Origin of the sequence: Cupriavidus pauculus, assembly GCF_022179805.1 — a bacterium.
Taxonomy (GTDB): Bacteria; Pseudomonadota; Gammaproteobacteria; order Burkholderiales; family Burkholderiaceae; genus Cupriavidus; species Cupriavidus pauculus_E.
In genome coordinates this window covers 267682-283478 of the sequence record NZ_BPUO01000006.1, presented here as the reverse complement: position 1 = coordinate 283478, position 15797 = coordinate 267682, and the positions used below count along the sequence as shown (strand labels likewise).

Below are 15797 nucleotides of genomic sequence, written 5' to 3'. Positions count from 1 at the left end.
ATGTCTCAGAATCAAGGTTTCTTCAAGCACGAGACGCTGGAAAAGAACGTCGGCTGGCTGATCATCGCCACGATCATCGTGGTGAGCATTGCCGGTCTGGTGCAGATCGTGCCGCTGTTCTTCCAGCATTCGACCACCCAGCCCGACCCGGGCGTCACGCCATATTCGCCGCTGCGGCTGATGGGGCGCGACATCTATATCCGCGAAGGTTGCGTGGGCTGCCACTCGCAGCAGGTACGTACGCTGCAGGCCGAAACGGAACGCTATGGCCATTTCTCCACGGCCGGCGAATCGGTGTTCGACCACCCGTTCCTGTGGGGCTCCAAGCGCACCGGTCCTGATCTGGCTCGCGTCGGCGGCCGTTATTCCGACGACTGGCAGCGCATCCACCTGCGCAACCCGCGCGACGTGGTGCCGGAATCGGTGATGCCGTCGTATCCGTGGCTTGAAAAGACGCAACTGGCCACCGATTCGGTGCAGGCGCGCATGCGGGCGCTGCAGCGCCTGGGTGTGCCATACACCGACGACGAAATCTCGCGCGCACCGGAAGAACTCGTGGGCAAGACCGAGGAGGACGCGATGGTGGCGTACCTGCAGGGGCTCGGCCTGAACCGCCGCAACGTGCGGCTGGAACCTGCCGCCGAGCCTGCTGCGGCCGCGCCGGCAGAGCAATCCGCCGCGCCCGCGAAGGAGTGATGCCATGGTGATCGTGACCTCCGTCGCTACCGTCCTGTCGATGCTGACGTTCCTCGCCATCTGCTGGTGGGCGTGGTCGGTTGGCCGCAAGGCGGCCAACGAGGAATCGGCGCTGCTGCCGTTTGCCTTGCCGGACGAACATAACAATCCAAGCCGGAATTAGTAACCATGAGCGATTTCATTTCCGATTTCTGGAGCTACTACATTGCTGCCATCGCGCTCATCGGTATCGCCTGGTGCGTGTGGCTGCTGTTCTCTCAACGCAAGATGCCCAAGGGCGTCAGCACCACCGACGATACCGGGCACGTATGGGACGATGACCTGCGCGAGCTGAACAATCCGCTGCCGCGCTGGTGGATGTGGATGTTCCTGCTGGCGTGCATTTTCAGCGTGGGCTACCTGGCGCTGTACCCGGGGCTGGGCTCCTACGCGGGTGCGTTGAAATTCTCGTCGCAGGACGAACTTGCCGCGCATCGGCAGGCCGCCGAGAAGATGCAGCAGGAGATCTACGCCAAGTACCTGAAGATGGACGTCAAGCAGGTGGCGGCGGACCCCGATGCGCGAGAGATCGGCCAGCGGCTGTTCCTGAACTACTGCGCGCAATGTCATGGATCCGATGCGCGCGGCAGCCGGGGCTTTCCGAACCTGACCGATGACGATTGGCTCTATGGTGGCGACCCCGATACGATCCGCCAGTCGATCACGAAAGGCCGCAACGGCATGATGCCGCCGTTTGCCGGCGCCGTCGACGGGAAGCAGGCTGGCGACACCGCTCAATACGTGCGTTCGCTGTCGGGACTGACTTACGACCCGATCCGGGCATCGCGTGGCGAGAGCACGTTCAAGTCGACCTGCGTGGCATGCCATGGCGGGAACGGCAAGGGCAACCAGGCACTGGGTGCGCCGAACCTGACCGACAAGGTGTGGCTGTATGGCAGTTCGGAAGGCTCGATCGTCGACGCCATCCTGAAGGGCCACAACGGCCATATGCCGGCGCACGAGGAAATCCTCACGCCCGAGCGTATCCGCATGCTGACAGCCTATATCTGGGGCCTGTCGAATTCGGGCGCACCCGCAGCACCGGCAGGGCAATGACAAACCGTCCCCCGGCGCAAGGACGGCGCGCGCCGTCCGCCCGGGGGCATGAGGGCTGAATAATGAACGCGCCCCTGGAATCTCCCCCCACGATCCGCGAACCCCGCGAGGCCGAATGGCGGCCCGCGCCTCCGCCCAAAGCAGCGTCGGAGGCTACCGAAGAAGCGCTGTACGAAGTCCGGCGCAAGATCTATCCCCGTTCAGTCACGGGTGCCTTTTCGAGCTGGCGTGTCTGGCTCGTCATCCTGACGCAACTGGTGTTCTACGGCACGCCCTGGCTGCAATGGAATGGTCGCCAGGCCGTGCTGTTCGACCTCGGCGCCCGCAAGTTCTACATCTTCGGCCTCGTGCTATGGCCGCAGGACGTGATCTACCTTGCGGTTCTGCTGGTGATTTCGGCACTGGCCTTGTTTCTGTTCACAGCCATTGCGGGGCGGCTGTTCTGCGGCTACGCGTGTCCGCAGACGGTCTACACCGAGATATTCATGTGGATCGAGCGTCGGGTCGAAGGCGACCGCATCGCACGCATCCGGCTCGATGGCGACCCGTGGAGCCTGCGCAAGATTCGGCTCAAGGCCACCAAGCACACGTTGTGGGTAGCCATCGCGCTGTGGACTGGCTTCACGTTCATCGGCTACTTTGCGCCGATCCGCGAACTGGGCGGCGAGGTCCTGCACTGGACGCTCGGCCCGTGGCAAGCGTTCTGGATGCTGTTCTACGCGTTTGCGACGTGGGGCAACGCCGGGTTCATGCGCGAGCAGGTTTGCAAGTACATGTGCCCCTACGCGCGTTTCCAAAGCGTGATGGTGGACCGCGACACCTATGTCGTGACCTACGACGTCGGGCGTGGCGATCCGCGTGGCAGCCGTTCACGCAAGACCGACCACCATGCGGTAGGGCTGGGCGACTGCGTGGACTGCAGCATCTGCGTGCAGGTGTGTCCGACTGGCATCGACATCCGTGATGGACTGCAATACGAGTGCATCGGCTGCGGTGCATGTATCGATGCATGCAACCAGGTCATGGACAAGATGGAGTATCCGCGTGGGCTGATTCGATACACATCGGAGAACGCCATGCGCAAGAAGCTGTCGGTGGCCGATGCCCGCAAGCGGCTGCTGCGGCCGCGCACCATCGTCTACACGCTGATCTGGCTTGCGCTGACGGCAGGATTCGTGGCGTCGTTGGCCATGCGTACGCCGCTCAAGGTCGACATCATTCGCGATCGCGGTGCACTCGGGCGCGAGGTGGAAGGGCGCTGGATCGAGAACGTGTACCGGCTGCAGTTGATCAACGCGACCGAGGCGCCGATGAAGATCCATGTGCAGGCGCAAAGCAGCGAATTGAAGGGGCTGACGGTCGAGTACGACCACGCTGCCGAAGCGCTGTTGCCCACGTCGAACCGGTTGCTGCCGATCCGGATTCGTGTGCCGATCGACGATGCCACGCAAGGCACGCACAAGATCGAGATATCGGTCACTGCCGAGACGGATTCGCAGCGCAAGGTGGATATCCGGCAAAGCACGAGTTTTATCGTTCCTCGCGATCTGTGACGCTGTCGTGAACGGCGTCGAGGAATGCAGGCAAACAGGAGAGCGCAATGACCCAACACCCCGCAAAGCCCTGGTACAGGGAGCCATGGCCCTGGATTCTGATGAGCGGCCCGTTGCTGGCAATCATCGGCTGTGGCGTCACGATCTGGCTGGCTAGCAGCCATGCCGACATGCCGGTCGGCGATGCAACCCGGCACGGCCTGGTTGTGGAGAGGATAGGCGCGGGCCAGGCAGATCCGACGGCGAGGCGCCCATGAGGTTACGCTGGCTGATGTGGGTGCTATGGCCGGCGTTCCTGATGGGTGGCGCGGCCACGGCGGTGGTGTTCTCGGTGGTGGATCCTGGCGACCTCAGTTTCTTCGGGCACCCGGTGGAGGCGTCGCGCCAGGCGGTGTACACCGTGGGATTCCTTGTGGCGTGGCTGTTCTGCGCGTTGTCCAGCGGGCTCACGCTCTACACGATGCCTGTGAAGCTGAGCGATACCGATGAGCTGGAATAATCGGAACAATGAAAAAGGCCGCACCGGAAAATTTCCGGCGCGGCCTTTGTCGCGTATCGAGTGGCTGCGCTTGCGTCAGCAGGAACGGCTGTACACCTGCTTGATACCCGCCATATCCACGAGCTTGACATGACGCTGACGAATCTGGATCAGGCCGGCCTCGGCAAAGCGCGAGAACAGGCGGCTGACGGTTTCGAGTTTCAGGCCAAGGTAGCTGCCGATTTCCTCGCGGCTCATGCGCAGCACGAACTCGGTGGACGAGTAACCGCGTGCGGACAGACGCTCGGACATGTTGATCAGGAACGCAGCCAGGCGCTCTTCCGCACGCATCGAACCAAGCGTGATGAGCATGACCTGATCTTGCGAAATTTCCTTGCTCATCAGCCGCAGGAACTGGCCTTGCAGCGAGGGCAGATGGCTCGACAGCGATTGCAGGTCGTCGTAGCGCACGACGCAGACTTCGGCGTCTTCCAGCGCGGTGGCATCGGATGCGTGCTGCATCTCGCTGAGACCGTCGAGGCCGATGACTTCACCAGGCAGGTGGAAGCCGGTGATCTGCGTGCGCCCGTCTTCCATGGTGACGTGCGTCTTCAGTGTGCCGAAGCGAATGGCATAGACGGCGGTAAGCGGCTCGCCCATGCGGTAAAGCGTTTCGCCCTTGTGGACACGCACGCGTTCTTGCACGAGCGTGTCCATCTTCGTCAGGTCCTGTTGCGACATGCCCACCGGCAGGCAAAGTTGACCCATGGCACACGTGGAGCAACGGGGCGACATCTCGGTGACGGGAATGGAAGTCAACAATTGAAGTGCTCGTTTTGAATGCGCTTGCAGTGAGGGCGCGATGCGTGCATTTTACAGCGTCAAGTGACGCAGAAGCGAGGAACAGTTGCCATTTGGTGTGCTTTTAAGCGTTTTTCTGGTAGCTCTGCTTGGTGGCATGCATTGCGCTGCCATGTGTGGAGGAATTGCTATTGCTGCGGAGCAGAAACAGACCCGCGCAGTGGCTGTTGTCATCCATCGATCGACGCGTCGCTGGTGGCTGGAGCTTTGCGTCATGCATGCGGGTCGCGTGACGACGTATATGTTGCTCGGTGCTGTGATGGGTGCGGTGGGTGCGACGGTATGGCGACAGGAGTATCTGCCGTTGCAGCGATGGCTCTTTGCATTCGGCAGTGGGATGCTCGTGTTCGCGGGCATATGGTTGCTGCGTGGTCGCGTCATGAAAGCCGACTGGATCGAGCGGCTCGCATCGCTCGCGGCCGCGCACGTCGTGCAACGTGCGCGCGCGGTGAGTCGATACATGCCCGCGCGTCTGCGAAGCCGCCCATCCGTCATGCCGATGGCGCGCCGCTATGGTATGGGTCTGGCCTGGGGACTCGTCCCGTGCGGCATGGTCTATGGTGCACTCGCCATGGCGCTCCTGGCGGGGAATGCCGTATCAGGCGCACTGGTGATGGGCGCCTTCGGTCTGGGCACGTTGCCCAACCTGCTGGTGATTTCCGGGCTGTCGGGATATTTGCGCCAACTGTCGCGCAAACCGGCGGTGCGGGTGGCGTCAGGGCTGATCGTCATTGGATTTGGCGCCCTCGGGGTGGCCCGGGCAATATGGCTGCCGGACACGCTCGCGCAGCATGGGTTTTGCCTGGTGTTCTGAATCGGCCACAGCGCCGGGTTGCAGGCGGGGCCGGGAATGCCATACAATCGCCAGAACCACGGTATCGCGCCGCACCAAGTTCGGCGTCGCCAGGCCGCAACCCCGATCTGGGGTGCGTGTCCAGGTTTCGGGCCACTCCGGTGCGTCGGGAACGTCTCCACAAGTCATCCGGTTCAAAAGATCTGGTTAAAAGACCGGCGGCAGTTGGGTAGTGATGCCGCGCAGGTGATGTTTCCTGCGCCGGTACCGGTTTGTTTCTTGCCGTCTTGGCCATCCGGTGGCCCAGGCGAATGTCCGCCCCGAAGGGAGAAGGCGCGACGCAAGAGGTCCGTCGACTGGTGATTCTTGCCAGCCCTGGACGATCTCCTGCCGGATCGACCCGGCAATTCGATGCAAAGAACGATGTGCACGGCTGCGCTGCAAAGGCATGCGAGTTGGCTGCGCGATGAAATGGCGGTGGCTTCGGCCTCGCTGTATCTGCAATCTCCAGTGCTCCGGGATTCGTCCGGGAGCAGGTGCAAAGACAGGCTGCACGCAATCACATGAATACCCAAGAGGCGAAGATCGTCCTCGAGACCGCGCTGATCTGTGCGCAGGAGCCACTGCGCGTTGGCGATCTGCGGCGGTTGTTTGCCGACGATGTCGGCGCCGACACCATCCGGGTGTTGCTCGAAGAGCTGCGGCAGGACTGGCAGCAGCGCGGGGTCGAACTCGTGGCGCTGGCCAGTGGCTGGCGCTTTCAGAGCCGTCCCGAGATGCGCGAATTCCTGGATCGTTTGAACCCGGAAAAGCCGCCGAAGTACTCGCGCGCCGTCATGGAGACGCTGGCGATCATCTCGTATCGCCAGCCTGTCACACGGGGCGATATCGAGGAAATCCGCGGCGTGACCGTCAGTACGGACGTGGTCAAGAAGCTCGAGGATCGAGGGTGGATCGAGGTCATCGGCCATCGCGACGTGCCCGGACGCCCCGCGTTGTACGCTACAACGAAGGCGTTCCTGGACGACCTGGGGCTGCGTTCGCTAGACGAACTGCCGCCGCTGGAAGATGCCCAGGCGCAGGCGCAAGCCGCGTTGCTCGATCAACAGGCAATAGATTTTGAGGAAATCGCCACGGCCAACCCGCCGGTCGGCGATGGCGACGAAGAGGCATTCGCGGCCGCGGCGGTGGTGACCGATGCGGTGGCAGCCCCTGGCGCCCCGGTCGAAGCCGCCACGACGAGCGCGCCAGAACCCGCCGAAATGACCCAGGCCGACGCAGAGCGCGACGACACCGAGTCTTTCGCGCCTGCCGATATCGCCGAAATTTCCGCCGAACCTGCCGGGCAGGAAGCGCCGGCTGGTGAGGGCGAGAGCGAAGAATTGCCGGAAAGCACTACCAGCGTCGCCCCGGCGCCCGCGGAGGATGGGCAGGACGATGCGCCGGTGGCACATGCCAACGGCTTCCACATGGACGCACAGGCTCCCGACGCGGAGGCCGCCGAACGTACCGATGATCAGGATGGCGACACGCTGTTCCCGACCGAGGACGACGACGAGCGCGTGTCCAACTGAACAACATGCAACATCGATAGTGAATACTTTGTCTGATTCCGCTGAGCAAGACGTCCGCCAGCCGGACGTGCCGGGCGATACCGGCGCAGCCCCTGATACGGGAAATGATGCCGACGGCGCGCCGCGCCGCAAGGGGCTTCGCCGCGGTCTGCGCAACCTGGTGGCGTCACGCCGCCAGTCCGCGCAGGATCGCGATGCGCCTCGCACGGATGCCGACGCCGCCGCGCCGGCCGAGGCTGGGGCAGGTTCCCAGCCGGCGGCACCGCGCGGTCGGGGCCGTCGCAAGCCGGCACCTGCCGCCGAGGTTGGCGCCCCGGAAGCGTTGCAGGCCGACGCCGGCGACGCCCAGCCGGCGCAGCCCGGCCAGGGCCAGCGCAAGCGCCGTCAGCAGCCGCAACGCAAGGCTGCCCTGGTCGATGGTGATAACAAGCCGGCGGCCGAGCAGGCTGGCAAGCGCAACCGTAATAACGGTAATAACGGCCAGCGCAAGAATCAGGCTGGCGCCGGCAGGCCCGGTGCCCGGGGTGAACAGCGCCAGGGCGACAAGGCGGGCAACAAGCAGCCCGGCAAGGCAGCCGCTCCCAAGGCGGCCGGTGCCGAAGATCTGTTCCGCTTCGTGATTTCCGAGCAGTTCGACCAGGAAGACATGGTCGTGCCGCGTACCAAGGCCAAGCCGGTGCGCGAGCTGACGTCGGACGACGACGCGCCCAAGCTGCACAAGGTGCTGGCCGAAGGCGGTCTCGGTTCGCGTCGCGAGATGGAAGAACTGATCCTGCAGGGCCGCGTGTCCGTCAATGGCTTGCCCGCCCATATCGGCCAGCGCATTCTGCCGACGGACCAGGTTCGCGTGAACGGCAAGCTGATCCACCGCAAGGTGTCGACCAAGCCGCCGCGCGTGCTGCTGTATCACAAGCCGTCGGGCGAAATCGTCAGCCAGTCGGATCCGGAAGGCCGTCCGACCGTGTTCGACAGCCTGCCGCGCATCAAGAGCGGCAAGTGGGTGGCCGTGGGGCGGCTGGACTTCAATACCGAAGGCCTGCTGATCTTCACCACCTCCGGTGACATCGCCAACCGCTTCATGCACCCGCGCTATGGCGTGGAACGTGAATATGCGGTGCGTACGCTGGGCGAACTGTCCGAGTCCGATCGGCAGCGGTTGCTGCACGGTATCGAGCTCGACGATGGCGAAGCCAACTTCCTGCGTATCGCGGACGGTGGTGGCGAAGGCGTGAACCAGTGGTACCACGTGGCGCTGACCGAAGGTCGTAACCGCGAAGTGCGTCGCATGTTCGAGGCCGTGGGCCTGACCGTGTCGCGCCTGATTCGTACCCGCTATGGTCAATTCCTGCTGCCGCGCGGCCTCAAGCGCGGTCGTTGGCAGGAGCTGGAAGCCACTGAAGTTCGTACCCTGATGGCCAACATCGGCCTGAAAGCGCCGGCCAAGAGCGAGCAGACCGGCGGCAAGGGTGGTGCAACCAAGGTGGGCGGCCGCAAGGCACGCACCGAGGCTGCCATTGCCGGCATGCCGATGCACACGGGCATGGATGGCCTGCCGCGCTTCGAGAAGGCCGGTGGCAATCGCGGTGCCGGTGGCGGCGGCCGTGGCGGCCAGCCCGATCCGATGCAGACCTCGATGGGTTACATCCCGTCGGGTCCGGCACCACTGACGTCGCACACGACCAAGATGGGCGGCGGCATGGGTGGCGGCGCACGTGGCATGGGCGGTATGGGTGGCATGGGTGGTATGGGCGGCGGGAAGGGTGCCGGCGGCGGTCGCGGTGGCCGTGGCGGAAACCCCGGGAACGCAGGCAACGCCGGTGGTGGCAATCGCCAGCGCCGTGGTGGTGGCGATGCCAACGGCAATGTGATGCCCAAGGCCGGCAAGGCCGGTGGTGGCAATCGCCGTCCGCGTGGCGGCGGTGGTAGCGGCGGCGGCGGCGGGCGCGGCGGTCATCGCTGACGTACGCAAGCGGGGTGGGTCGATGCCGGATGCGTCCGGCCATCGCCCCCTTCGGCGCGGATCCAAGGTGGCTTTTGCCTTTTAGGCATAATCCGCGTATAATCAAAGTCTATTCAAAAGTATCATCCTCGGCGAGGATGGGCGAATGATGGGCATTGCGCCCATTTTTTTTTGGTTCGCCCGTTTGTGTTTGCGGCTGGATTGCGTCACATGGCGCGTCTGCCCGGAGCGGGGATGATGGGGCAGGCAGGGCTTACAGGTCGTTTCGGAACCTCGATTTCAGAACGTTGTGTTGTCCGGTGACTGCCAAGGTATTGAAAGCCACTACTCGGGATTACAGTGCATCTGGCAGATTTGATCGAAACCACCCTTATCGGCATGGGCTACGAGTTGGTTGAGCTTGAGCGTGCCCCGGCCGGACTTCTGCGTGTCTACATCGATCAGCCTGAAACCGGCATCGTCATTGAGGATTGCGAAAAAGTCAGCCGCCAGCTCACGCACGTGCTGACGGTCGAGAACGTCGACTACGAGCGCCTCGAAGTATCGTCGCCCGGCCTGGACCGTCCGCTCAAGAAGCTGGCTGATTTTGTGCGTTTCGCCGGTGAAGAAGCCCGCGTCACGCTGCGCCTGCCGGTCAATGGCCAGAAGAATTTCGTCGGCATCCTGCGCGAACCCGCGGGCGATGCCGGAACCGAGAAAATCGGTCTGGAATTCGAGGGCAAGGACGGCCCGGCACTGCTGGAATTCGCCATATCCGATGTCGACAAGGCACGTCTCGTGCCTGTGATCGACTTCAAGGGAAATCAAAGAAAAGGGAACAAGCAATGAGCCGCGAAGTTCTGTTGCTCGTCGATGCGCTAGCGCGCGAGAAGAACGTCGACAAGGATGTGGTCTTTGGCGCGCTGGAGGCCGCATTGGCATCCGCCACCAAGAAGCGCTTCGAGGAAGACGTGGATATCCGCGTCCATATCGACCGTGAATCCGGTGAGCACGAAACGTTCCGTCGCTGGCTTGTCGTCCCCGACGAACAGGGCCTGCAGGAACCGGACAAGCAGATCCTGCTGTTCGAAGCCCGTGATCAGAGCGCCGATATCGAGCTCGACGATTTCATCGAAGAGCAGATCGAGTCGGTGGAGTTTGGCCGCATTGGCGCCCAGGCTGCCAAGCAGGTGATCCTGCAGCGTATCCGTGATGCGGAGCGCGAGCAGATCCTGAACGACTACCTGGATCGCGGCGAGAAGATCATGACCGGCACGGTCAAGCGCGCCGACAAGAAGGGCCTGATCGTCGAATCCGGCCGCGTGGAAGCGCTGCTGGCCCGCGATCAGATCATTCCGAAGGAAAACCTGCGCACCGGTGACCGTGTGCGTGCGTACATCCTGAATGTCGACCGCGCCGCTCGCGGACCGCAGATCGAACTGTCGCGCACCGCGCCGGAGTTCCTGATCAAGCTGTTCGAGAACGAAGTGCCCGAGATGGAACAGGGCCTGCTGGAAATCAAGGCGGCTGCCCGCGACCCCGGCGTGCGCGCCAAGATCGCCGTGGTGGCCCATGACAAGCGTATCGACCCGATCGGTACCTGTGTGGGCGTGCGTGGCACGCGTGTCACGGCGGTGCGTAACGAGATTGGCGGCGAAGCCGTGGACATCGTGCTGTGGTCGGAAGATCCGGCACAGTTCGTGATCGGCGCGCTGGCACCGGCACAGGTGCAGTCGATCGTGGTCGACGAAGAGAAGCACAGCATGGATGTGGTGGTCGACGAGGAAAACCTCGCCGTCGCCATTGGTCGCAGCGGTCAGAACGTACGCCTGGCGTCGGAGCTGACCGGCTGGCAGATCAACATCATGACGCAGGAAGAATCGGCGCAGAAACAGGCCGAGGAAAGCGAAGTGGTACGCAAGTTGTTCATGGCCAAGCTGGACGTGGACGAGGAAGTGGCGGACATCCTGATCGAGGAAGGCTTCTCCACGCTGGAAGAAGTGGCCTATGTACCCATCAGCGAAATGATGGAGATCGAGGCCTTCGATGAAGATACCGTCAACGAGCTGCGCAATCGCGCCCGCGATGCGCTGCTGACGATGGAACTGGCCCGGGAAGAAAAGGTGGAAGAGGTGTCGCAGGATCTGCGATCGCTCGACGGCCTGACCCCCGAGCTGATCGGCAAGCTGGCTGAAGGCAATATCCACACGCGTGACGACCTGGCCGAACTGGCCGTGGACGAACTGGTCGAGATGGCCAGCGTCAGCGAGGACGACGCCAAGGCGCTGATCATGAAAGCACGGGAACATTGGTTTAACTGAGGGACACGTCCGGGCCTTGCGCCCGGACGCGCTTTCCACACACGAATTGTCCCGACGTAGAAACCGAGCATTGAAAGGGTTTGAATGGCAAGCACAACAGTTGCCCAACTGGCCGCAGAACTGAGCCGCAGCCCTGCTGCACTGCTGGAACAATTGCAGGCAGCTGGGGTGGGCAAGGCAAAGCCTGAAGACATCATTACCGAATCGGACAAGACCCGACTGCTGGATTACCTGAAGCGGTCGCACGGTCAGGCCGATGACAGCGCACGCAAGAAGATCACGTTGACCAAGCGCGAGACGTCCGAGATCCGTCAATCGGATTCCACGGGCAAGACGCGCACGGTACAGGTCGAAGTGCGCAAGAAGCGCGTGCTGGTCAAGCGTGACGACGTCGAGTCGCATGGCGACGAAGGCGACGACCAGGCTGCGGTGGACGCTGCCGCCGAGCAGGCGCGCCGCGACGAGGAACAACGCCGCGAGCAGACCGAGGCCCTGGCCCGCCAGGAAGCCGAAGCCCAGGCAGCCCGCGAGGCCGCCGAGCGCGAGGAATCCGAGCGTCGCGCCAAGCAGGAAGCCCTGGAGGCCGAACAGCGCCGCCAGGCTGAACTGCTGGCCCAGAAGGCCGCGGAAGAAGCCGCTGCCACGCAGGCTGCCGCCGACGCCGCCGAGGAAACCGCTCGCACCAAGGCCGAAGAGGACAAGGCGCGTCTGGCTGCCGAACGCGTGCAGGCCCAGAAGAACGTCGACGACGCCAAGGCTGCCGCCGACAAGGCGCGCGCCGAGCAGGACAGCGCCAAGGCCGCCGCCGACAAGGCGCGTGCGGAGCAGGATGCTGCCGCCCGCCGTCGCCGCGAGGCTGCCGAGGCCGAGGCCCGCGCCATCCAGCAGATGCTGAATGCGCCGCCCCGCGTGCTGAAGGCACCGTCCGAGCGCAAGGCCGAGGAAAAGAAGGCCGAGCAGACCGGTACGCTGCACAAGCCGGTGAAGCCGGCCGGTGCCACGACCGAGGCAAAGAAGGACGAAAAGAAGACCACCACCACGACGACTACCACGACCACCACGGCTACGGCCGACAAGAAGGGTGCGAAGGGTACGAAGAGTGGCTGGCAGGACGACAGCCGTGGCAAGAAGGGCGGTGGCCTGAAGACGCGCGGCGATTCGTCGGGCGGTACCGGTGGCTGGCGCAGTGGTGGCCGTGGCCGTGGCGGCAAGCAACACGCCGACGACGCCCGCAGCAACTTCCAGGCCCCGACCGAGCCGGTGGTGCGTGAAGTGCACGTGCCCGAGACCGTCTCGGTGGCCGATCTGGCCCACAAGATGGCCGTGAAGGCATCCGAGGTCATCAAGCAGATGATGAAGCTCGGCCAGATGGTGACGATCAACCAGGTGCTGGACCAGGAAACCGCCATGATCGTGGTGGAAGAAATGGGCCACAAGGCGTTTGCCGCCAAGCTGGACGATCCGGAAGCGCTGCTGGTGGTGGATGGCGAGGATCACACCGACGCCGAACTGCTGCCGCGTCCGCCGGTGGTGACCGTGATGGGTCACGTCGACCACGGCAAGACGTCACTGCTGGATTACATCCGTCGCACCAAGGTGGCGGCGGGAGAAGCCGGTGGTATTACGCAGCACATCGGCGCGTACCACGTGGAAACCGACCGTGGCGTGATCACGTTCCTGGATACCCCGGGTCACGAGGCCTTCACGGCCATGCGTGCCCGTGGTGCCAAGGCCACCGACATCGTCATCCTGGTGGTGGCGGCTGACGACGGCGTGATGCCGCAGACCAAGGAAGCGATTGCGCACGCCAAGGCTGCAGGCGTGCCCATCGTGGTGGCGATCAACAAGATCGACAAGCCCGAAGGCAACCCGGACCGCGTCAAGCAGGAACTGGTGGCCGAGCAGGTGTTGCCGGAAGAGTACGGCGGCGATTCGCCGTTCGTGCCGGTTTCGGCCAAGACCGGTTTCGGTATCGACGATCTGCTGGAGCAGGTTTCGCTGCAGGCCGAAGTGCTGGAGCTGAAGGCTCCGGTCGACGCACCGGCCAAGGGCCTGGTGGTGGAAGCCCAGCTCGACAAGGGCAAGGGCCCGATCGCCACGATCCTGGTCAGCAGCGGTACGCTGAAGCGCGGCGACGTGGTGCTGGCTGGTAGCGCCTACGGCCGTGTCCGCGCGATGCTGGACGAAAACGGCAAGCCGGCCAAGGAAGCTGGTCCGTCGATCCCGGTGGAAATCCAGGGTCTGTCGGAAGTGCCCGCCGCCGGCGAAGAAGTGCTGGTGCTGCCGGACGAGCGCAAGGCGCGCGAAATCGCGCTGTTCCGTCAGGGCAAGTTCCGCGACGTGAAGCTGGCCAAGCAGCAGGCGGCCAAGCTGGAAACGATGCTGGAGCAGATGGCCGAAGGCGAAGTCCAGACGCTGCCGCTGATCGTGAAGGCCGACGTGCAGGGTTCGCAGGAAGCACTGGTGCAGTCGCTGCAGAAGCTGTCGACCGCCGAAGTGCGCGTGCAGATCGTGCACGGTGGCGTGGGTGGCATCTCGGAATCGGACGTCAACCTGGCGACCGCTTCGAAGGCTGTCATCATCGGCTTCAACGTGCGCGCCGACTCTGGTGCGCGCAAGCTGGCCGAGCACAACGGCATCGACATCCGCTACTACAACATCATTTACGATGCTGTGGACGAGATCAAGGCGGCGATGTCGGGCATGCTCGCGCCGGAAAAGCGCGAGACGACGATTGGCCAGGTGGAAGTTCGCCAGGTCTTCCGCGTGCCGAAGATTGGCGCCGTGGCCGGCTGTATGGTCACCGACGGCCTGGTCAAGCGGAACTCGATGGTCCGCGTGCTGCGCAACAACGTGGTGATCCACGACGGCGAACTGGACTCGCTCAAGCGATTCAAGGACGACGTCAAGGAAGTCAAGCAGGGCTTCGAGTGCGGTTTGTCGATCAAGAACTTCAACGACGTTCAGGAAGGCGACCAACTCGAGGTGTACGAAATCACCGAGGTGGCGCGTACGCTGTAAGGCGATACGCAAAAACGGCAGGCTCCGGCCTGCCGTTTTTCCATCTGGTAACGCATAAAGTTTTGAATGGCCAAGAAAGGCAATATCTCCTCCCGTAACCTGCGCTTGTCCGACCAGATCCAGAAGGAACTGGCCGAGATGATCCAGCGCGAGCTTCGTGATCCGCGCCTGGGGCTGGTGACGCTGCAGTCGGTGGCGCTGACGCCGGACTACGCGCACGCAAAGGTGTACTTCACGGTGCTCGGTGCCGAGCCTGAAGTGGCCGCCGGCATCCTCAGGGAAAAGGCGGGCTACCTGCATTCCCTGTTGTTCAAGCGCCTGCACATCCATACCGTGCCGACGCTGCATTTCCATCATGATACGTCGGTGGAACATGCGATCGAAATGTCGAAGCTGATCAACGAAGCGAATTCGACGCGCTCCAAGGACGACGAGTAAGTCGTCGGCGTAACTCGGCGCGCCGGCCATGGTGCCGGCGCCGCCATCTTCTTTCCCCGCAATGACCGATTCCCAAGCCACCCGTCCGCCCCGGCTGCCGCGTCGCGACGTGCATGGCGTGCTGCTGCTCGACAAGCCGCTGGGCCTGTCGTCCAACGATGCGCTGGTGCGCGCCAAGCGACTGCTGCGCGCGAACAAGGCAGGGCACACCGGCACGCTCGATCCGCTGGCCACCGGCCTGTTGCCGCTGTGCTTTGGCGAAGCCACCAAGTTCTCGCAGGATCTGCTCGACGCCGACAAGACCTACGAGGCGGCGGTGCGCCTGGGCGCCACGACCACCACGGGTGATGCCGAGGGCGATATCGTGAGCGAGCGCCCGGTGACGTGCGATCGCGCGGCCCTGGATGCGGCCATCGTGCGGTTCACCGGCGAGATCGAGCAGGTGCCGCCGATGTATTCGGCACTGAAGAAGGACGGCAAGCCGCTCTACGAATATGCCCGTGCCGGGCAGACGGTGGAACGCGCGGCACGTCGCGTGACGATTCACGCCATCACGCTGCTCGACGTCGATCTGGAAAACGCCCGGTTCACGATGCGCGTGACCTGCAGCAAGGGGACGTACATCCGCACGCTGGCCGAGGACATCGGCGAGGCGCTGGGTTGTGGCGCACACCTGACCGGTCTGCGCCGTACCGCGGTTGGCGATCTGACGCTCGATGGCGCGGTGACGCTGGAACAGATCGACGCGCAGGCCGATGAAGTCCGGCCCACGTTGCTGGCGCCGGTCGACGCGCTGCTGCAACGTTGCCCGTCGGTGCACCTGGACGCGGCCGCCACGGCGCGCTTCCTGCAAGGCCAGCGGATTGCGCGACGCGATCTGCCGGAAGGCGAAGTACCGGAGGAAGAGACGCTGGCGCGCGTTTATGCGGAAGGAAAGCTGCTGGGCGTCGCCCGGATGAAGGAAGGGGCCTTGCGGCCCGAGCGTCTCGTCAAGCTTTGAGGCGCTAGCCCTACGCCCCTCTCCCGCG

14 protein-coding genes and 2 pseudogenes are annotated in these 15797 nt (G+C 63.8%); 15 read left to right on the top strand and 1 reads right to left on the bottom strand.

What is annotated here, in order from left to right:
• The 6 genes from ccoO to MFF62_RS14375 all read left to right on the top strand — a co-directional run bounded on the left by ccoO (position 1) and on the right by MFF62_RS14375 (position 3843).
• Complete coding sequence (ccoO, locus tag MFF62_RS14400) at positions 1 to 696, top strand: cytochrome-c oxidase, cbb3-type subunit II (RefSeq protein WP_238263808.1); 696 nt, start codon at positions 1 to 3, stop codon at positions 694 to 696.
• A gap of 4 nt (positions 697 to 700) precedes the next feature.
• Positions 701 to 859, top strand: a complete 159-nt coding sequence (locus MFF62_RS14395) for a cbb3-type cytochrome oxidase subunit 3 (RefSeq protein ID WP_238263807.1) — start codon at positions 701 to 703, stop codon at positions 857 to 859.
• Between the two features lie 5 nt (positions 860 to 864).
• Positions 865 to 1791 (top strand): cytochrome-c oxidase, cbb3-type subunit III, encoded by a 927-nt coding sequence (ccoP, locus tag MFF62_RS14390; RefSeq protein ID WP_238263806.1) that lies wholly within the window; start codon positions 865 to 867, stop codon positions 1789 to 1791.
• Positions 1792 to 1853: 62 nt separating this feature from the next.
• A complete protein-coding gene (gene ccoG / locus MFF62_RS14385; RefSeq protein ID WP_238263805.1) occupies positions 1854 to 3344 on the top strand; it encodes a cytochrome c oxidase accessory protein CcoG in 1491 nt (496 codons plus the stop codon).
• Positions 3345 to 3391: 47 nt separating this feature from the next.
• Positions 3392 to 3601: a hypothetical protein gene (locus MFF62_RS14380; RefSeq protein ID WP_238263804.1), complete on the top strand. Its 210-nt coding sequence runs from the start codon at positions 3392 to 3394 to the stop codon at positions 3599 to 3601.
• A complete protein-coding gene (locus tag MFF62_RS14375) occupies positions 3598 to 3843 on the top strand; it encodes a hypothetical protein (RefSeq protein ID WP_124684037.1) in 246 nt (81 codons plus the stop codon). The genes MFF62_RS14380 and MFF62_RS14375 overlap by 4 nt, the downstream gene beginning before the upstream one ends.
• A 75-nt stretch (positions 3844 to 3918) precedes the next feature.
• Here MFF62_RS14375 and fnr read toward each other — a convergent pair whose 3' ends face one another.
• Positions 3919 to 4644 carry a fumarate/nitrate reduction transcriptional regulator Fnr gene (fnr, locus tag MFF62_RS14370; RefSeq protein ID WP_238263803.1) on the bottom strand — a complete coding sequence of 242 codons (726 nt, stop codon included), beginning with the start codon at positions 4642 to 4644 and terminating at the stop codon, positions 3919 to 3921.
• 85 nt (positions 4645 to 4729) lie between these two features.
• On the opposite strand from fnr, the gene MFF62_RS14365 reads away from it, so the two are divergent.
• From MFF62_RS14365 to truB, 9 genes and pseudogenes are all read left to right on the top strand, one after another.
• The gene (locus MFF62_RS14365) at positions 4730 to 5497 is read left to right on the top strand and encodes a sulfite exporter TauE/SafE family protein (RefSeq protein WP_238263802.1); all 768 of its coding nucleotides are present in this window, start codon (positions 4730 to 4732) and stop codon (positions 5495 to 5497) included.
• A 542-nt stretch (positions 5498 to 6039) separates the two neighbouring features.
• Entirely contained in the window at positions 6040 to 7050 is a 1011-nt protein-coding gene (gene scpB / locus MFF62_RS14360) for an SMC-Scp complex subunit ScpB (protein WP_238263801.1), read from the top strand.
• A 28-nt stretch (positions 7051 to 7078) separates the two neighbouring features.
• Entirely contained in the window at positions 7079 to 9010 is a 1932-nt protein-coding gene (rluB, locus tag MFF62_RS14355; protein WP_238263800.1) for a 23S rRNA pseudouridine(2605) synthase RluB, read from the top strand.
• A gap of 339 nt (positions 9011 to 9349) precedes the next feature.
• Entirely contained in the window at positions 9350 to 9838 is a 489-nt protein-coding gene (gene rimP / locus MFF62_RS14350; RefSeq protein WP_238263799.1) for a ribosome maturation factor RimP, read from the top strand.
• Entirely contained in the window at positions 9835 to 11310 is a 1476-nt protein-coding gene (gene nusA, locus MFF62_RS14345) for a transcription termination factor NusA (protein ID WP_238263798.1), read from the top strand. The genes rimP and nusA overlap by 4 nt, the downstream gene beginning before the upstream one ends.
• Before the next feature lie 84 nt (positions 11311 to 11394).
• Positions 11395 to 11640, top strand: a pseudogene (locus tag MFF62_RS30895) (translation initiation factor IF-2 N-terminal domain-containing protein); the annotation flags it as partial.
• A gap of 456 nt (positions 11641 to 12096) precedes the next feature.
• Positions 12097 to 14331: pseudogene (gene infB, locus MFF62_RS14340) on the top strand (translation initiation factor IF-2); the annotation flags it as partial.
• Positions 14332 to 14397: 66 nt separating this feature from the next.
• The gene (rbfA, locus tag MFF62_RS14335) at positions 14398 to 14769 is read left to right on the top strand and encodes a 30S ribosome-binding factor RbfA (RefSeq protein ID WP_238263796.1); all 372 of its coding nucleotides are present in this window, start codon (positions 14398 to 14400) and stop codon (positions 14767 to 14769) included.
• A 61-nt stretch (positions 14770 to 14830) separates the two neighbouring features.
• Entirely contained in the window at positions 14831 to 15769 is a 939-nt protein-coding gene (gene truB, locus MFF62_RS14330; RefSeq protein ID WP_238263795.1) for a tRNA pseudouridine(55) synthase TruB, read from the top strand.
• The last annotated feature ends 28 nt before the right edge of the window (positions 15770 to 15797 follow it).